A 19,142-nucleotide genomic window follows, 5' to 3' on the forward strand; every position below is an offset into this window, starting at 1 on the left:
TATGGCATGATTAGGAAAAAAAGGGGACGGGGTGTATATGAGCGAACAACGTTATCGTTGGAAAAGTTATGAACTACGTGAACATGCCGCGATTATTGACGGAAAAAAATCGCCGACAATAGTGTTAACGAATGCCACGTATTTACATTCATATTTTCGCGAATGGTTAAAAGGAAATATTTGGATATATCATGATCGAATTGTGTACGTCGGGGAACGGTTTCCCGATCGGGTCGATGATCAATGCGAAATCATTGATTGCAGCGGTTATGTGTTAGTTCCTGGCTATATTGAACCGCATGCACATCCATTTCAGTTATATAATCCCCATACGTTTGCGCACTATGCATCGAAATATGGAACGACAACATTGATTAACGATAATTTATTCCTTATTTTGCAATTGTCAGATAGCAAGGCGTTTTCTTTGTTGGAGAAAATGAATACGCTTCCATCATCGATGTACTGGTGGTGCCGATTTGATGGACAGACGGAGCTGGAGAGAGAAGAAGAACAGTTATCCAACGCCAGAATAAAACGGTGGCTCGAACAAGAAACGGTATTGCAAGGCGGGGAGTTAACAGGATGGCCGAAGCTTCTCGCTGGAGACGATCTTATGCTCCATTGGATTCAAGAAGCAAAGCGGATGAAACGAAAAATTGAAGGCCATTTTCCTGGTGCTTCTGAGAAAACGCTTACAAAAATGGTGCTGCTTGGCGCTGATTGCGATCATGAAGCGATGACAGGGAAAGAAGTATATACGCGGCTCTTGCACGGATATACCGTGTCATTGCGCCATTCGTCCATTCGCCCGGATTTACCGGTACTTCTCCAAGAAATAAAGGAACTTGGCATTCATCAGTATGATAAGTTGATTCTTACGACAGACGGTTCGCCGCCAGCGTTTTATGAGGATGGAGTTATCGACCGTTTGATTCGTATTGCGTTGGATCATGGTGTTCCTGTCATTGACGCCTACAACATGGCTACGGTGAACGTCGCGCGTCATTACGGAATCGAGCATCTCCACGGCAGCATTACGACAGGAAGAATAGCAAACATTAACTTTTTACGTGCGAAAGAAGACCCGACTCCTGTGCAAGTACTTGCAAAAGGACAGTGGGTAAAGCGGGAGGGAGACGGCTCGATAACATGGCCATCGATATCGTGGAACGACTACGGAATTGAACCGCTTCGTCTATCTTGGAATTTATCGATGGACGACTTGCATTTTTCAATGCCGATGGGAATGCATATGCAAAACTCGGTTATTATGAAACCATATTCTATTTCGATTGACACCTCTCGCGATGTACTGTCTACGGATCATGATGAAAGCTTTTTGGTGCTTATCGACCGCCATGGAAAATGGCGTGTCAATACGATATTGAAAGGATTTGCTACTCGTGTTCACGGACTTGTTAGCTCCTATTCGACTACAGGGGATATTATTTTAATCGGAAAAAGCAAGCAGGATATGTTTCTTGCTTTCCAACGAATGGGTGAAATCGGCGGCGGAATTGTGCTGGTGGAAAATGGCGAAATCATTCACGAAATTCCGCTATCCCTCAGTGGCATGACATCGGAACAAAGCGTAGAACAACTGATTGATGAGGAGAAAAAGTTCGTTGAACTATTAAAGCAGCGCGGCTATCGTTTTGTTGACCCAGTTTATTCGCTATTCTTTTTGCAATCGACACATTTACCGTATGTACGTATAACACAACGAGGAATTTATGATGTAATGAACAAAACAGTACTCTTTCCGTCGATAATGCGTTAAAATAGAAAAGAAAAAGGTTGTGTGACTGGTGAAAAAACGTTGGTTGGTTGCGTTTAGTGCGCTGTACCTTTTCATGGGCGGTTGTATGCATGAAGAAAAACAACAAGCCTCTCAGCCGAAACCGGCACCCGTGGAAACACCAGAACAACAGGACATTTCCAAACAGCAAGTGTTTCCGCTAACCGGGCTGCCAGCGGAAGGTGCGGTGAACCATCGCGTTGTTGCGGTAATGGTAAACAATCATCCAAAAGCGCGGCCGCAGTCAGGACTGCAAAAAGCAGATATCGTTTATGAGGTGCTGGCAGAAGGGGATATTACGCGCTTTTTAGCATTATATCAGAGCGAATTTCCAGAAAAAGTAGGTCCAATACGCAGTGCGCGCGACTACTATATTGATTTGAGCAATGGCTATCATGCGATCTATGTTTGCCATGGCTGGAGTCCAGAGGCAAAAGCCTTATTGGAAGATGGAACGACGGATTATTTAAACGGCTTGTTTTATGACGGAACATTGTTTAAACGCGCTTCGTTCCGTAAAGCGCCGCATAATTCCTATATTACATTTGCTAATATTGAAAAAGGGGCAGCCGAAAACGGCTATGCGCTGCAAGACGATGTCCAGCCGCTTTCATTTCGCCAAGATACTGCCACAGGGGAGAAGGCGGAAACCATTACGATTACGTATTCGCATCGCAGCTATGCGCAAGTGCAGTACAAGTATGTCCCCGCTCAAAAAAGCTATTATCGCTATAGCGCAGGGGAGCAAACAGTCGATTATGATACGCATGACCCGATCGCCATGCAAAATATCATGGTCATTGCCGCCAAGCACCGGGTGATGGATGCGGCGGGGCGGCGCAGTATTGATCTCGATTCCGGGGGAGACGGTTACTTATTCCAAAATGGCGTGGTACAAAAAATACAATGGAAAAATGTCGATGGCCGCATTTTGCCGTTTATAAATGGCAACTTAATCGGCTTTGTACCGGGGAAAACATGGATCAACGTCGTTCCCGACTTAAATATAGTAAAATGGTAAAGGAGGGTCTCCATTTATGCAAATTGATAAATTACGCGGCAGAGAAGTAGATCAGCTGTTTAAAGCGATTCTTTCTTTGCGCGATTTAGAGGAGTGCTATCGCTTTTTTGATGACTTATGTACGGTTAACGAAATTCAGTCGTTAGCGCAGCGCCTCGAAGTGGCACGCATGCTTCGCGAAGGCTATACGTATCATAAAATCGAAACGGAAACAGGAGCAAGCACGGCAACGATTTCGCGCGTCAAACGCTGCTTAAACTATGGGAACGATGCGTATGCGATGGCATTAGACCGCATTAAAGAAGAAACAAAACAACCTTCCGAAGAAGCGCACAACGCCTAATGAAAGCAAGGAGATTCCTTCCAATGAAAAGGAACTCCTTTTCTTTTTGTCGATTTGTTATAATGAAGAAATGGATAAATCAATGGAGGGTTTTATCATATGTATGATATTCGCGAGTGGCGCCACGTATTTAAGCTAGACCCAAATAAAGAAATTAGCGATGAACATCTTGAACGCGTTTGTGAATCAGGGACCGACGCCATTATTGTCGGCGGAACGGACGGCGTTACATTAGAAAATGTACTAGAGCTGTTAGGGCGCATCCGTCGCTTTTCCGTTCCATGTGTTTTGGAAATCTCCAATCTAGAGTCTATCACTCCTGGTTTTGATTTTTATTTTATCCCGATGGTACTGAACAGCCGCGAAACAAAATGGATCATCGATCTGCATCACGAAGCGGTGAAACAGTTTGGCGACATCATGAATTGGGATGAAATATGGATGGAAGGGTATTGCATTTTACATAAACATTGTAAAGCGGCTATGCTTACCGCGGCGAACACGGAGCTTGGGGAAGAAGATGTGGTTGCGTATGCGCGTATCGCTGAGCATATGTACCACTTGCCGATTTTTTATTTGGAATATAGCGGTGTTTACGGAGATCCGCAGCTCGTCGAGCGCGTCAAACAAGTATTAATGAAAACACAGCTGTTTTACGGCGGGGGGATTAAAACAGCAAAACAAGCGAAAGAAATGGCGCAACACGCTGATACGGTCGTTGTGGGCAACATCGTTTACGAAGACATCGACCAAGCGCTGGCCACGGTCAAAGCGGTAAAGCAGTAAGCTGGTCAGGGCGCAAAAATTGGTGTAAAATAGAACATATGTTTCCTGGTGGTGATAAAAGTGAATTTTTTGTCGGAAAAATTACTGGCTAATTTAAATAAGGAGCAGCAGGCCGCTGTGAAAACGACGGAAGGGCCGCTTCTCATTATGGCGGGGGCGGGAAGCGGAAAAACGCGCGTATTAACACACCGGATTGCCTATTTAATGGCAGAAAAGCATGTGGCCCCATGGAATATTTTAGCGATTACGTTTACGAACAAAGCGGCTCGGGAAATGAAAGAACGCGTGCAGGCGCTGTTAGGCGGCGCAGCGGAAGAGGTATGGATTTCCACGTTCCATTCGATGTGCGTCCGCATTTTACGCCGCGATATTGACCGCATCGGCATCAACCGCAATTTTTCCATTCTCGATACGACCGATCAGCTTTCGGTAATTAAAAATATTTTAAAAGAGGAAAACATCGACCCGAAAAAGTTTGAGCCGCGCAACATACTTGGCACGATCAGCAGCGCGAAAAATGAATTGCTCACTCCAGAGAAATTTGCCAAACGGGCAGGCAGCTATTATGAAAAAGTCGTCAGTGAAGTGTATGAAGAATACCAACAGCGCCTTTTGCGCAACCATTCTCTTGATTTTGACGACTTAATTATGACGACGATTCAGCTGTTTGAACGCGTGCCGGAAGTATTGGAGTACTACCAATATAAATTCCAATATATTCACATTGATGAGTACCAAGACACCAACCGTGCGCAGTATACGCTTGTCAAAATGTTGGCGGCGCGCTTTCAAAATATATGCGTTGTCGGCGATGCGGATCAATCGATTTACCGCTGGCGCGGCGCGGATATTCAAAACATCTTATCGTTTGAACGGGACTATCCGAATGCGAAAGTAATTTTGCTTGAGCAAAACTACCGTTCCACCAAGCGGATTTTGCAAGCGGCAAACGAAGTCATTGAAAACAATATCAACCGTAAGCCGAAAAGGCTTTGGACGGAAAATCCGGAAGGAAAGAAAATCGTTTATTATGAAGCGATGAATGAAGCAGATGAAGCGCAATTTGTCGCCGGCAAAATTAAAGAATATGTCGATGGCGGAAAACGCCGCTATTCCGATTTTGCTATTTTGTACCGCACGAATGCCCAGTCGCGGATCATCGAAGAAGTATTCCTCAAGTCCAATATCCCGTATCAAATTGTCGGCGGTTTAAAGTTCTATGACCGTAAAGAAATTAAAGATATTTTGGCCTATTTGCGCGTCATTGCAAACCCGAATGATGATATTAGCTTGCTACGCATCATTAATGTGCCAAAGCGCGGCATTGGCGTGTCTTCGCTTGATAAAATCGTAAGCTATGCTTCCGAAAACGGATTATCGGTATTTGAAGCGCTCGGTGAACTGGAGCATATTGGACTCTCTGCCCGCATTGCCGCTTCCTTGCTGGAATTTCGCCGCCAGCTCGAACAATGGGCACAGCTGCAAGAATACGTTTCCGTCACCGAGCTGGTCGAAGAAGTGTTGGACAAGTCCGGTTACCGCGAGATGCTGAAGGCGGAAAAAACGCTGGAGGCGCAAAGCCGCTTGGAAAACATTGACGAGTTTTTATCGGTCACCAAACATTTTGAAAATGTGAGTGAGGACAAGTCGCTTATTGCGTTTTTAACGGATTTGGCGTTAATTTCGGATATTGACCAGCTCAATGAGACGAATGGTAATAACGAAGATTCCGTCGTGCTCATGACGCTTCATTCCGCAAAAGGATTGGAGTTCCCAGTTGTCTTTCTCATCGGAATGGAAGAAGGAATTTTTCCGCATAACCGTTCGCTTAACGATGAGGACGAGATGGAAGAGGAGCGCCGTCTCGCGTATGTCGGCATTACCCGCGCGGAAGAAGAGTTGTTTTTAACGAGCGCGCAAATGCGCACGCTGTTTGGAAATATCCATGTCAATCCGGTATCGCGCTTTATTGGCGAAATTCCGGAAGAATTAATCGAAACCGTCAACCGCCGGACATTGCACGCCGCTGCTTCCCCAACAAAACATACCGGTTTCCGTACGCCGGTCTTAGGATCGGCTGGCGGCGGGACGACGGTGTGGAAAGTTGGCGATAAAGCAGACCATAAAAAATGGGGAATCGGCACGGTGGTCAGCGTGCGCGGAGAAGGGGAAGACCAGGAATTGGACATTGCCTTCCCAAGCCCGATTGGCATTAAACGGCTGCTTGCCAAGTTTGCTCCGATTACAAAAGTGTAAAGAAAGGAGAACGGATATGGACCGACAAGCTGCGCAAACACGTATTGAAGAGCTGCGCGAACTGTTAAATAAATACAATTATGAATACCATGTTCTCGACCGCCCATCCGTGCCTGATGCGGAATACGATCGGCTCATGCAAGAGCTGATCGCGCTCGAAGAACAATATCCGGAATTCAAAACAAAAGATTCTCCTACGCAGCGGGTCGGCGGACAACCGTTAGATGCGTTTCAAAAAGTGGAGCATCGCACTCCGATGTTAAGCCTCGCCAATGCGTTTCATGAAGGCGATTTGCGCGACTTCGACCGCCGCGTGCGCCAGGAAGTCGGCGATGATGTCGCCTATGTGTGCGAGCTGAAAATCGATGGGCTGGCCGTTTCCGTCCGTTACGAAGACGGCTATTTTGTCCAAGGGGCGACGCGCGGCGACGGAGTGACCGGCGAGGATATTACGGAAAACTTAAAAACGATCCGCTCTTTGCCGCTTCGCCTGAAGGAAGCCGTGACACTGGAAGCCCGTGGCGAAGCGTATATGCCGAAAGCGTCGTTTGAGCGGCTGAATGAACAGCGAAAGCAGCGCGGCGAAGAGCTGTTTGCCAATCCGCGCAACGCCGCAGCCGGTTCGCTGCGCCAGCTCGATCCAAAAATCGCGGCGTCCCGCCATCTTGATTTATTCGTCTACGGTCTTGCCAATGCCGAAGAACTAGGGATCGATTCGCACAGCGCCGCCCTTGATTATTTACAAACGCTCGGATTTAAAGTCAATCCAGAACGGCGGAGATGCGCCAATATCGATGAAGTCATTCGCTTTGTCAACGAATGGCATGAAAAACGCCCGCAACTCCCATACGAAATCGATGGCATCGTCATCAAAGTGGATTCATTTGAACAGCAGGAACAGCTAGGCGCAACCGCAAAAAGCCCACGCTGGGCGATCGCGTATAAATTTCCGGCCGAGGAAGTGGTCACGAAGCTGATTGGCATTGAATTAAATGTCGGGCGCACGGGTGTTGTAACGCCGACTGCGATTCTTGAGCCGGTCCGTGTTGCGGGCACGACGGTGCAGCGCGCCACTCTCCATAATGAAGATTTCATTCGCGAAAAAGACATCCGCATCGGCGATTCCGTCGTGATTAAAAAGGCGGGCGATATTATTCCGGAAGTAGTCAATGTCGTGTTTGACCGGCGGACAGGAGAAGAAGTACCGTTTGTCATGCCGACGCATTGTCCGGAGTGCAGCAGTGAATTAGTCCGGCTCGAAGGCGAAGTAGCGCTTCGCTGCATTAATCCGAAATGTCTGGCGCAAATCCGCGAGGGACTCATTCATTTTGTTTCGCGCCAAGCGATGAACATTGAAGGGCTTGGCGAAAAGGTCATCTCCCAGCTGTTCCGCGAAGGGCTCATCCACGATGTTGCCGATATTTATCGTTTGACAAAAGAACAGTTAATTAACTTGGAACGGATGGGGGAAAAGTCGGCAACTAATTTGCTCAGCGCCATTGAAGCATCGAAACAAAACTCGTTAGAGCGCCTTCTATTTGGGTTAGGCATCCGCCATGTCGGCGCGAAAGCGGCAAAAGTGCTGGCAGAACATTTTGAAACGATGGACCGTCTGCAAAATGCGACAAAAGAAGAATTGATGTCAATTCACGAAGTTGGCGAGAAAATGGCTGACTCTATTGTCACCTATTTTGCGAAACCGGAAGTAAAAGAGTTGTTAAATGAACTGCGCGTTTACGGTGTCAATATGGAATACAAAGGTCCAAAAACGCCGAAAGCTGGCGATGTCGATTCTTACTTTGCCGGCAAAACGGTTGTGCTGACCGGGAAGCTGGAATCGCTGTCGCGCAACGAAGCAAAAGAAAAAATTGAGCAGCTCGGCGGCAAAGTCACCGGCAGCGTCAGCAAAAATACCGATTTAGTCATCGCTGGCGCCGATGCTGGTTCGAAACTGACAAAGGCCCAGCAGCTAAATATCGAAATCTGGGATGAAATGAGATTTCTGCAAGAAATTGAGCAAAATAAGTAGGTGTGAAACATGAAAAAACAGTTCATGATCTGGTTGGCTCTGCTTCTGCTTCTTTCCGCTTGTGCGCCAAAATTCGGCGAGGAAGAGGTAGTGCAGAAAAAAAATAATAAAGAGCAAAAGGCTGTCATTCCAAAATACAATATTTCCGACTCCTATTACCGTGTTGTGCTACCGTTTAAACCATCAGGAGCGCGTGGCGAAGTAGTCGAAGATTTGAATACGCGCCTAGACGTCGATGAATTTGAAACCGGACTGATGCGCGTCGCGCAAGAACGTTTTTCTCCGGAAGATTATTTATTTCAGGAAGGCCAATATTTAGATAAAAAAACGGTGAAGAGCTGGCTGCAACGACAAAAGGAAAAGGAAAACGTTGGGTTAAATCCGCCTATTAGCGGCAAAGGAACGAATGAAGAGAAAAACAAAAAAAGTCCGATTTATTTGGCTGGCATTTTAGAACATGATTATTTAACGAAAATAAGCGACGATAAAGTGAAATTAGGGGGAGTTGTCATCGGGCTGGCGCTGAACTCGGTTCATTACTATGAAACGGAAGAAGGCTATCCGCGCGAAGTAAAAATAAAAGACGAGGACATCGAACGGGAAGGGAAACGCATCGCCGCGGAAGTGCTCTCCCGGCTCCGCAACATGAAAGGTTTGAAAGAAGTTCCGATTACGATTGCTTTATATAAACAGGCACCGAGATCTTCCGTGATTCCGGGACACTTTTTTGCCGTTACCCATGTCGACGAAGGAAGCAGTACCATTGATGATTGGGAGGCGATTAAAGAGGAATATTATTTATTCCCGTCAGATGAGGCGGAGGAAAATCACCGCGACGATTGGTTAAAATTTAATAACTTTAAATCCGATATTGAAGAATTTTTCCCGAATTATACTGGGGTTGTTGGAAAGGGATTATATGTAAATGACCAGCTGCAGCAATTAACAATTAATATTACAATGCCATTTTATGGAAAAGCAGAAGTAATCGGATTTACGCAATACGTGACCGGATTAGTGATGGAAAAGTTTCCAGATTATATTAATGTGAGCATTTATATCACTTCCACCGTTGGTCCGGAAAGCGTTATTGTTCGGAAAGCGAAGGCAGATCAGCCGTTTGTCCATATTTATCAATAGTTTTTTCGCTTTTCTAAAAAATTGAATCATACCGATTTATTCGTTAGAATGGTAGATAGAGGTTGTAAACGCTTTTTTGCAAATTCGGTAAAGGAGGAAATCACGGATGGTACAACCTTATAAGCATGAACCGTTCACAGATTTTACGGTTGAAGCGAATCAAAAAGCGTTTGAAGAAGCGCTGAAAAAAGTCGAAGCGGAGCTTGGCAAAGACTATCCTTTAATTATTGGCGGTGAACGGGTTACAACTGACGAGAAAATCGTTTCGATTAACCCTGCGAATAAGACAGAAGTAATCGGCCGTGTGTCGAAAGCGAATAAAGAACTTGCCGAAAAAGCAATGAAAGTTGCTGATGAAGCGTTTAAATGGTGGAGCAAAACAAAACCAGAAGCGCGTGCTGACATTCTGTTCCGCGCCGCTGCGATTGTGCGCCGCCGCAAACATGAGTTTTCGGCATTGCTGGTAAAAGAGGCAGGAAAACCGTGGAAAGAGGCGGATGCCGATACGGCAGAAGCGATTGACTTTATGGAATATTACGCGCGGCAAATGCTGAAATTAAAAGACGGCATTCCAGTTGAAAGCCGCCCGGGCGAAACGAACCGGTTCTTCTACATTCCGCTTGGCGTCGGCGTTGTCATTTCGCCGTGGAACTTCCCGTTTGCGATTATGGCCGGTACGACCGTCGCATCGCTTGTTACTGGCAATACGGTACTGTTAAAGCCTGCGAGCGCAACGCCAGTGGTTGCATATAAATTCGCGGAAGTGTTGGAAGAAGCTGGCCTTCCGGCGGGAGTATTAAACTACATTCCGGGAAGCGGCTCGGAAGTAGGGGACTACCTCGTTGATCACCCACGCACTCGCTTTATCAGCTTCACTGGTTCCCGCGATGTCGGCATCCGCATTTATGAACGTGCGGCGAAAGTGCATCCAGGCCAAATTTGGCTCAAACGCGTCATCGCGGAAATGGGCGGAAAAGATGCGATTGTCGTCGACAAAGAAGCCGATTTAGAATTAGCGGCACAATCGATTGTCGCATCGGCATTCGGCTTCTCCGGTCAAAAATGCTCGGCTTGCTCGCGCGCGATTGTGGTAGAAGATGTGTATGATCAAGTATTAAACCGCGTCGTTGAGCTGACAAAACAATTAAAAGTTGGCGATCCGGCAGAACAAAGCACGTTTATGGGCCCGGTCATCGACCAATCGGCGTATAACAAAATCATGGAATATATCGAAATTGGCAAACAAGAAGGCCGTCTCATGACCGGCGGTGAAGGAGACGACTCCAAAGGCTTCTTCATTCAGCCAACCGTAATTGCCGATGTGGATCCAAACGCACGCATCATGCAGGAAGAAATTTTTGGTCCAGTTGTGGCGTTTGCGAAAGCAAAAGATTTCGATCATGCGCTTGAAATTGCCAACAACACGGAATACGGCTTAACAGGCGCCGTGATTTCCCGCAACCGTGCCAACCTCGAAAAAGCGCGCGAAGAGTTCCATGTCGGAAACCTTTACTTCAACCGCGGCTGCACCGGCGCGATCGTCGGCTATCAGCCATTCGGCGGCTTCAACATGTCCGGCACCGACTCGAAAGCAGGCGGTCCTGACTACTTAATTCTTCATATGCAAGCAAAAACGGTATCGGAAATGTTTTAATGGAAAACCCTCTCTGCGTAGGCAGGGAGGGTTTTAGCTTTATGGAAACAGGTATAAATTCATTTTGAAAATCAGGCATGTCTAACTACTACTGCTCTCTTTGAATACTTCTCTTAGAAGCAGAAGCGGCCGCTGTATTTTACGGGTGTAGATGTTCAGCAAAAAAAGGAGAATTTGTTTTCGGAATTCCTCGAGTCTTATTTAACGGGTCCGACCAAACAGAAGTTTGTCGATTTTGAAAAGCGGGCGATCGAGGTTTTGATTGCAGTCGATAAACGGAAAATCAAGCGTTCGATGCGCCAAAATATAAAGGAAGAGATGGAAAGTAAGGGCATGGAATTGATTGAGGAACTCAAACAGCAGCGTTTCCCGAACAGCAAGATTTATAAAATTGTCCTCCGGACGATAGAAAATAGAGTAGATTACTTGAAAGCAACTTTAGAAAAAAGCTTCTCGAAACTTTTTGAGTATCGGGACGCATTAATGGCAAAAAACCTAGAATTTTTAGCACAGGAAATATACCCAAATGAAAAATTTATCATTTGGGCACATAACATGCATATTAGCAAAAACACTTCCGCCAAGTGCCTGTCTGCCTATAAATCGTTTGTGGAAAACCTCTCCCAAACGATTAAGGAGAAAAGTTTTATATTGGGGTTGTATGCAAAGGAAGGAAAAATGTTGGATTATACAGGTAAGGAATATTCAATAAAAAAACCGAACAAAAAACATTTGGAAAGCCTTCTTGACCATTCTTCTTATCAAAATAGTTTTATTCAATGCAATGGAAACTGGGCACAGAAAAAGTGGCGGGCCTATGAAGGCGGGGGAATGCCTTCTTCCTTTGTACCTGCACAACAATATGATGGGATTTTATTTTTTAAATATGTTTCCCCGGCTTACTTTGACGTTTCTGAGAAGAACAGAGAAAACTAATTTAAAGCGAAGGACCAACGACATTGTGGAATAGTCAGCTAAAAGGTGAGTTTGGAATAAATCAATTATTTTCCATGATGATAGTTGTATTTGTTTATCTATTAGCCCCAATATTGCTGATACTGAGGAACGTAAGGGGTTTGTGGGTATTGCCGGAATATATTGTAGGTGTTGATTTGAATACTGATGAGGTATATTTTTCTTTGCTTTGTTGCAGTTTTTGTATGGACCGATATATGTTGTGGGTTTAACTGGTGCAATTGCTTATTTCCATTGATTTTCATCAAGACAATAGGTATGCGACATGATATTTGCAGGAGTAAATTTTAAGATGTCAGAACCTAAAATCACTTCTGGAGTTGGTGCATCAAAAATTGCCAAAAGATGAGTGTTATCAACTTCAGCTACTTCGTAATGCCACCAACCTCGTGGAACGTTTGCTACTTGTCCGGGTGTGATAGAATAACTGAGAATTTGTTTTGTAAATGGGTTCAGCATCGATACAGTAGCAGCACCAGAAATACAATAAACTAGCTCGGCTGCATTTGGGTGATAGTGCGGTTCTACGACATTATTAGCACTTAGGAAAATGTCAAGCAGAGACACATTTTCCAATGTATTCAACTGTTTCACACCTAATACGTTAATATAGTTGTTGTTGTCTTTTTTAAACAAGGGACTTTTATTTACGTCAAAAGTGTATTGAGAATCCATATATGAAACCATAAATTCTCTTCACCTCTTTACATTAGCTATAAAAACAAACTTTATATGCATGTTATGAGCTTAAAATTAGTTTGGTGTGCGTAGTTATTAAGAATTAATTAGTGTGCAGTTTGAAGAAAGTGTGACAAAACATGATTTGGATTATAACCAAACTTAAAGAATATCTCACTATATAATCCGAATATCCTTATTTTCTTAATCGTATCCAAAAATTATGATTTTCCCTTCATGTGATTGCAATATTCATTTTAGAAGCTATTCTATTTGATGAAACATTACACGGAAAAGTGATAGATGCCATTTTTTATATGGATAACTTTATTTTCCGGCATTCCGGTGATTCCGCATAAAAACGGACGGTTGATAAGAGCGCTGTCGATGGCGGCAGTGAGGCTTTTTGCCTCATACAAGCGGATCGCTATGTTTCCGATTGGAAGTTCGGAATAGGTGCCAAATTCATCGCTGCTTTCCGTTACAGATTGGCGAGGCACACCAAATAAGTGGCAATATTTTTGCAACGACTTGTCAAGATGGCTTACATTCATCCCGATATATGAAAAGGATGGGGTTCCGATGCTGTGCTGCATGAGAGGGGCCATTTCGTTAGCGCGGGCCTCTTCGGGCTCTCCCCATTGGATAAAAAACGGATAGCGGCATGTGTGATCTTGTTCGTCCTCGATAAACAGCATCGACCAGCTTAAGACTTTACCATCCTCACGTTTTCGGCTTCCGGCAAACGGACCAATCGGCTTTAGTCCTTTTGCCTGGATGTGGGCGATGACAGCATCGATATCATCCGTGCGGAATGCCAATTGCGAAAAACCTTCTCCTTTGGAGGAGTCCGCGACGATTTGCTGGATCAATACGTTATCAGAGTTTTTCGCTTTATCAAAGTCCGTAAAGCCGATCCATTCAATGTACCGCAGCCCTGTAAAGTAGTTCAGACAGTTATACGTTCCCCAAGAAGGATGCTTTCCTCCATTTATAGCATGAAAGCCGATGAGCTGAAACGCGGTTTTCGCTTCTTCTGGTTTTTCCGTATAGTGAACGATATGATCAAATGTGACATTCATGTTTGCTTCTCCTTTTTAGCAAAAATTTTAAAGCAGCCTGTTTTTTATTTTATATAGCTCTCGCTCGTTCGCCGCCATTTTATGAACGGCAAAATCGACATCAAGCTGAATGTTGTCTAGCCGTTCGTTTAGCTGCTGGTAGTGGGAATCTCCTTTTTCCTTGAGTTTGTGAAGACTTTGTTTGAGAGAAGCGATTTCACCGTGGATGTTGTGTACGTCTGTTGTGAGGGTTTCGAGTTTGGCATCTGTTTCATCTTGCCGGTAAAGAAGTGCCGTCATTAATTCGTTCAGTTCTTTTAGTCCGGATTTCAAATAAGTTTGTTCTTCTTCTAATCGCTTTTGTCCTTGAAGCAGTATTTGCTGTTCCTGTCGGATCGTTTGCTGTTCTTTTCGGATAGCTCCTTGTTCTTTTCGAATGGCCTCTTGCTCTTTTCGGATAGCCAGCTGTTCTTCTTCTAATCGTTTTTGACCTTCGACAAGATAGTGCAGTGTGCCTTCGATATTGCCAAGCCTGTCAAGCACTTGCAGGAAAACCGCCTCGTTCATAAAAAGTCCCCATTTCACGCATGCTTTGGCTATTTGAAACAATCATAGCACATATGTTCGTTTTTATCAAGAATATAGCTGGAAGTCATTTTTATATTCTTGTACAGAACGCATGGCAAATGTTGCTTCATTCGATGAAAGTTTGGTATCATCATAGTATTGTGGTAGGTCGAACACGTTGGAGGTGAAAAGGATGTCAAGAATTTCTATCGAACAAGTAAAACATGTGGCGCATTTGGCGCGTTTGGCGATTACAGACGAAGAAGCAGAAATGTTTACAAAGCAGTTGGACGCGATTATTACATTCGCGGAGCAATTAAACGAGCTCGATACGGAAAACGTTCCGCCAACCTCGCACGTCTTGGATATGAAAAACGTGATGCGCGACGATGTCCCAACGCCGGGGCTTCCGCGCGAAGAAGTGCTGAAAAACGCGCCAGACCACCAAGACGGTCAGTTCCGCGTACCGGCGATTTTAGAGTAAGGAGGGGGAAGCAATGTCATTATTTGACCATAAAATTTCCGAATTACATCGTTTATTACATAAAAAAGAAATTTCCGTTTCCGATTTAGTCGATGAATCGTTTCGCCGCATTGGCGAAGTGGAAGAAAAAGTGCAAGCGTTTTTAACACTAAATGAAGAAAACGCGCGCGCGAAAGCGAAAGAGTTAGATGACAAACTAGCGAAAGAAGAAAACGATTTCGGTACGCTTTTTGGCATGCCGATTGGCATTAAAGATAATATTGTGACAAAAGGATTGCGCACAACATGCGCAAGCAAAATTTTATATAACTTTGACCCGATTTATGATGCAACGGTCATGGAGCGCTTGCACGAAGCTGGTGCGATTACGATTGGAAAATTAAATATGGACGAGTTTGCGATGGGGTCTTCCACGGAAAACTCCGGCTTTCAGCTGACGCGCAACCCGTGGGATTTAGAGCGCGTACCAGGCGGTTCAAGCGGCGGCTCGGCGGCGGCGGTGGCAGCTGGAGAAGTGCCGTTTGCGTTAGGCTCTGATACGGGCGGTTCGATTCGCCAGCCGGCAGCGTTTTGCGGAGTTGTCGGGCTGAAACCTACATACGGCCGTGTATCACGTTTTGGTCTTGTTGCGTTTGCCTCTTCGCTTGACCAAATCGGCCCGATTACGCGTACGGTCGAGGATAACGCCTACTTATTGCAAGTCATCGCTGGTTTAGATCCGATGGATTCGACCTCGGCAAACGTGGAAGTGCCAAATTATGTAGCGGCGCTTACTGGCGATATTCAAGGCTTGAAAATTGCCGTGCCGAAAGAATATTTAGGCGAAGGCGTCGCGGAAGAAGTGCGCCAGTCGGTGCTTAATGCGCTGAAAGTGCTCGAGAAATTGGGAGCGACATGGGAAGAAGTATCGCTGCCGCACTCGAAATACGCGCTAGCGACGTACTATTTGCTTGCGTCTTCGGAAGCATCGGCGAACTTGGCCCGTTTTGACGGCGTCCGTTACGGCTACCGCACGGACAATGCGAAAAACTTAATTGATATGTACAAACAAACAAGAAGCGAAGGCTTCGGCAATGAAGTGAAACGCCGCATTATGCTTGGCACATTCGCGTTAAGCTCCGGCTATTATGACGCGTATTACAAAAAAGCGCAAAAAGTGCGTACATTAATCAAACAAGATTTCGAAAAGGTATTTGAAAAATACGATGTCATTATCGGGCCAACGACGCCGACACCAGCATTCAAAATCGGTGAAAAAACAAGCGACCCGTTAACGATGTACGCAAACGACATTTTAACGATTCCAGTAAACCTTGCCGGTGTTCCTGGCATTTCTGTACCGTGCGGCTTTGTAAACGGTCTGCCGGTCGGTTTGCAAATCATCGGCAAACATTTTGATGAAAGCACGATTTACCGCGTTGCCCATGCGTTCGAGCAAGCAACCGACTACCATAAACAAAAACCAGCATTATAAGGGGGGAACGTGATGAATTTCGAAACGGTCATTGGTCTTGAAGTTCACGTCGAGCTGAAGACAAAATCGAAAATTTTCTCGAGCAGCCCAAACGCGTTCGGAGCGCCCCCAAACACGCAAACGAACGTCATTGATTTAGGCTATCCAGGGGTTCTTCCGGTCTTGAATAGACAAGCAGTAGAATTTGCGATGAAAGCGGCGATGGCGCTTAACTGCGAAATCGCGACGGAGACGAAATTTGACCGCAAAAACTACTTTTATCCGGACAATCCGAAAGCATACCAAATTTCGCAATATGACCAGCCGATTGGCAAAAACGGCTGGATTGAAATCGAAGTGAACGGCAAAAAGAAAAAAATCGGCATCACGCGCATTCATTTGGAAGAAGACGCTGGAAAACTAACGCACACCGGCGACGGCTATTCACTGGTCGATTTTAACCGCCAGGGCACGCCGCTCATTGAAATCGTGTCAGAGCCAGACATCCGTTCTCCGGAAGAAGCGTACGCCTACTTGGAAAAATTAAAGTCGATCATCCAATATACAGGCGTATCCGATTGCAAAATGGAAGAAGGTTCGCTTCGCTGCGACGCCAACATTTCATTGCGTCCGATCGGTTCGGACAAGTTCGGTACGAAAACAGAGTTGAAAAACTTAAACTCGTTTAACTTCGTGCGCATGGGGCTTGAATACGAAGCAAAACGCCAGGAGAAAATTTTGCTTTCCGGCGGCGTCATCCAGCAAGAAACGCGGCGCTTTGACGAAGCGACAAAAACAACGGTGCTCATGCGTGTGAAAGAAGGTTCGGAAGACTACCGCTACTTCCCAGAACCAGACCTTGTTATGCTATATATCGACGACGAGTGGAAAGAACGAGTTCGCGCGTCAATTCCAGAGCTTCCGGATGCCCGTAAAAAACGCTACATCGAAGAACTTGGCCTGCCGGAATACGACGCGAAAGTGCTGACGCTAACGAAAGAAATGGCCGATTTCTTCGAAGCGACGGTCGCAAACGGAGCCGATCCGAAACTGGCGTCCAACTGGCTCATGGTCGAAGTATCTGGCTATTTAAATGCCGAACAAAAAGAACTGCATGAGATCGCGCTGACGCCGGAAAGCTTGGCCGGCATGATTAAGCTCATTCAAAACGGCACGATTTCATCGAAAATCGCGAAAAAAGTGTTCAAAGAGCTCGTCGAAAAAGGCGGAGATCCAGAACAAATCGTCAAAGAAAAAGGACTCGTGCAAATTTCCGACGAAGCGACATTGCGCAAAATCGTCATCGAAGTGCTCGACGCCAATCCGCAATCGATCGAAGACTATAAAAACGGTAAAGACCGCGCGCTTGGCTTCTTAGTTGGACAAGTCATGAAAGCGACAAAAGGACAAGCCAACCCGCCGCTTGTCAATAAGTTGTTAATAGAAGAAATGAATAAACGATAAATAACCAAAAGCTGGCTGCATCAAGCCAGCTTTTACTTTATTCATGGATGTTTTTGATAATTTATATGCGTGAAAGAAACTAACTATTATTACCACAAAAGCGGAGGAAATAGGATTGTTTTCTTCCGTCGAAGAACAATCTGTTTCGTCTTGTTAACCATTGGATGAGGTCGAACTAATATTATCGTTTCTACCATGGTTATTTGGCTTTTTCATTTTCGGTTTTCTGATCGTTCTCTTCACCGTGATCGCTCCACGTATGGAAAAGTTTGTTCCGTAAACGGGTTGTTTTCGAAGGAACTTTGACCTGTTTAGCATGAGAGAATAATGGATGAGGAAAAAGTCCTAATAATCATCTGGAAAAATAGGGATATATCATGATTTATACTTATTTTCCTTGTGTTACCATTTAAATAAGTGTGTAATAGGGGGAGAGGAAATCAAGGTGTCGTCTTTATTGGAATCGGTCGAAAAAGAAGTGAAACGCAGGGCCTACGGGACGATCATCCATTGTCTCCATTCTTATCAGAGACAGGTCGAAGAAGCGATTAGAGAATTTTATCATGGCACTCGCGCATTTTATCGCGCAAATGCCGAGTATGTTCCACATTGGCAGGGAGAATCGATATACGGGGACTTGCGGCAAATCGAAGCGCATATTGATGCGACCACATACGATCTTCTTTATGAAATAAGCAGGGAAATCGCCGAAATTCGACGAAAGATAGAGGAGCTATAATGACTACGATTCGAGTCAAGCCGGAAGAGCTGGAAACGGTAGCGAAGCATGTCCCCGATGCGGAAGACGCCTGCTGTCGCGCACGGACCTCGCTTTCCTGGGAACTTCCTTCTTTAGTGATGGAGATTCCCGGCATCGGCTCTGCCGCTATCCAGGAGCTTACAGACGAACTGCTTCATTGGCTTCGCCGCTATGAGGAAAAGCTGAATGAAGCGGAGGAACTGCTGTATCGAACAGCCGCGGCAATGCGCCAGGCGGACCAAACGCTTGCCGATAATATGAGAGAATTCGGTCTGGAGCTTCTTGGCTGGTATGATGTGCAGCGATTGTTTGGAGAATACGATCCAGTGACTGGAGAACGGATTTCAGGATGGGGCCGACTGCTTGCGGGAGGAATGTTATTGGCTTCTTTTCTTCCTCCGGTCAAAGGAGCAGGCATCGCCGGCAAAGCGGGGATCAAAGGAGCGAAAGCAGCAGCGGATGTTTCCAAATTAGTCTCGCAAACGAGACATGTTCTCCGCTATGATAAAATTATGCCTGCCCTTCAAGCGGTGTACCGCCAAGCCGTAAAAGCGCCGATTAGCAATACGATCCGCTCGTTCAAAAAGCAATGGGACGACCTTCTTGATAGCGTTCCATCTGTTCAATGGCAGCCGGCATTTGCCGGGATAGGGCCAGTGTCAAGGACAGG

Annotated in this window: 16 protein-coding genes and 1 pseudogene; 14 read left to right on the plus strand and 3 right to left on the minus strand. The window is 45.5% G+C overall.

Annotation, left to right across the window (positions count from 1 at the left end; all coding sequences use genetic code 11):
* Positions 1–37 precede the first annotated feature (37 nt).
* The 9 genes from AC1WMD_RS17875 to AC1WMD_RS17915 all read left to right on the plus strand — a co-directional run bounded on the left by AC1WMD_RS17875 (position 38) and on the right by AC1WMD_RS17915 (position 11,966).
* Positions 38–1,783, plus strand: a complete 1,746-nt coding sequence (locus tag AC1WMD_RS17875) for an adenine deaminase C-terminal domain-containing protein (protein ID WP_494258133.1) — start codon at positions 38–40, stop codon at positions 1,781–1,783.
* A 73-nt stretch (positions 1,784–1,856) separates the two neighbouring features.
* Complete coding sequence (locus AC1WMD_RS17880) at positions 1,857–2,822, plus strand: DUF3048 domain-containing protein (RefSeq protein WP_494258137.1); 966 nt, start codon at positions 1,857–1,859, stop codon at positions 2,820–2,822.
* A gap of 16 nt (positions 2,823–2,838) precedes the next feature.
* The gene (locus AC1WMD_RS17885; RefSeq protein WP_043903433.1) at positions 2,839–3,165 is read left to right on the plus strand and encodes a YerC/YecD family TrpR-related protein; all 327 of its coding nucleotides are present in this window, start codon (positions 2,839–2,841) and stop codon (positions 3,163–3,165) included.
* A gap of 99 nt (positions 3,166–3,264) precedes the next feature.
* Complete coding sequence (gene pcrB / locus AC1WMD_RS17890; protein WP_043903434.1) at positions 3,265–3,951, plus strand: heptaprenylglyceryl phosphate synthase; 687 nt, start codon at positions 3,265–3,267, stop codon at positions 3,949–3,951.
* 60 nt (positions 3,952–4,011) lie between these two features.
* Complete coding sequence (pcrA, locus tag AC1WMD_RS17895; protein ID WP_494258134.1) at positions 4,012–6,207, plus strand: DNA helicase PcrA; 2,196 nt, start codon at positions 4,012–4,014, stop codon at positions 6,205–6,207.
* A 16-nt stretch (positions 6,208–6,223) separates the two neighbouring features.
* Complete coding sequence (gene ligA / locus AC1WMD_RS17900) at positions 6,224–8,236, plus strand: NAD-dependent DNA ligase LigA (RefSeq protein ID WP_043903436.1); 2,013 nt, start codon at positions 6,224–6,226, stop codon at positions 8,234–8,236.
* Positions 8,237–8,245: 9 nt separating this feature from the next.
* A complete protein-coding gene (locus AC1WMD_RS17905; RefSeq protein ID WP_043903437.1) occupies positions 8,246–9,376 on the plus strand; it encodes a CamS family sex pheromone protein in 1,131 nt (376 codons plus the stop codon).
* 106 nt (positions 9,377–9,482) lie between these two features.
* Positions 9,483–11,030, plus strand: coding sequence for an L-glutamate gamma-semialdehyde dehydrogenase (gene pruA, locus AC1WMD_RS17910; protein WP_043903438.1), 1,548 nt, complete (start codon positions 9,483–9,485; stop codon positions 11,028–11,030).
* A 132-nt stretch (positions 11,031–11,162) separates the two neighbouring features.
* Positions 11,163–11,966, plus strand: coding sequence for an erythromycin esterase family protein (locus AC1WMD_RS17915; RefSeq protein WP_494258138.1), 804 nt, complete (start codon positions 11,163–11,165; stop codon positions 11,964–11,966).
* A 101-nt stretch (positions 11,967–12,067) separates the two neighbouring features.
* Here AC1WMD_RS17915 and AC1WMD_RS17920 read toward each other — a convergent pair.
* The 3 genes and pseudogenes from AC1WMD_RS17920 to AC1WMD_RS17930 all read right to left on the minus strand — a co-directional run bounded on the left by AC1WMD_RS17920 (position 12,068) and on the right by AC1WMD_RS17930 (position 14,311).
* Positions 12,068–12,692 (minus strand): annotated as a pseudogene (locus tag AC1WMD_RS17920) (cupin domain-containing protein).
* Positions 12,693–12,967: 275 nt separating this feature from the next.
* Positions 12,968–13,765: a VOC family protein gene (locus AC1WMD_RS17925; protein WP_494258135.1), complete on the minus strand. Its 798-nt coding sequence runs from the start codon at positions 13,763–13,765 to the stop codon at positions 12,968–12,970.
* Positions 13,766–13,792: 27 nt separating this feature from the next.
* Positions 13,793–14,311: a coiled-coil domain-containing protein gene (locus AC1WMD_RS17930; protein ID WP_043903440.1), complete on the minus strand. Its 519-nt coding sequence runs from the start codon at positions 14,309–14,311 to the stop codon at positions 13,793–13,795.
* A gap of 193 nt (positions 14,312–14,504) precedes the next feature.
* On the opposite strand from AC1WMD_RS17930, the gene gatC reads away from it, so the two are divergent.
* The 5 genes from gatC to AC1WMD_RS17955 all read left to right on the plus strand — a co-directional run.
* Positions 14,505–14,795 carry an Asp-tRNA(Asn)/Glu-tRNA(Gln) amidotransferase subunit GatC gene (gene gatC, locus AC1WMD_RS17935; protein ID WP_043903441.1) on the plus strand — a complete coding sequence of 97 codons (291 nt, stop codon included), beginning with the start codon at positions 14,505–14,507 and terminating at the stop codon, positions 14,793–14,795.
* Between the two features lie 13 nt (positions 14,796–14,808).
* Positions 14,809–16,269 carry an Asp-tRNA(Asn)/Glu-tRNA(Gln) amidotransferase subunit GatA gene (gatA, locus tag AC1WMD_RS17940; RefSeq protein WP_043903442.1) on the plus strand — a complete coding sequence of 487 codons (1,461 nt, stop codon included), beginning with the start codon at positions 14,809–14,811 and terminating at the stop codon, positions 16,267–16,269.
* A 12-nt stretch (positions 16,270–16,281) separates the two neighbouring features.
* Positions 16,282–17,712, plus strand: coding sequence for an Asp-tRNA(Asn)/Glu-tRNA(Gln) amidotransferase subunit GatB (gene gatB / locus AC1WMD_RS17945; protein WP_043903443.1), 1,431 nt, complete (start codon positions 16,282–16,284; stop codon positions 17,710–17,712).
* Between the two features lie 445 nt (positions 17,713–18,157).
* Positions 18,158–18,451 (plus strand): hypothetical protein, encoded by a 294-nt coding sequence (locus AC1WMD_RS17950; RefSeq protein ID WP_043903444.1) that lies wholly within the window; start codon positions 18,158–18,160, stop codon positions 18,449–18,451.
* Positions 18,451–19,142 (plus strand): pre-toxin TG domain-containing protein (locus tag AC1WMD_RS17955; RefSeq protein WP_494258136.1); only part of this gene is annotated, 692 nt, incomplete at its 3' end. The genes AC1WMD_RS17950 and AC1WMD_RS17955, both read left to right, overlap by 1 nt.

The organism is Parageobacillus sp. NEAU-HV-2 (genome assembly GCF_059115485.1).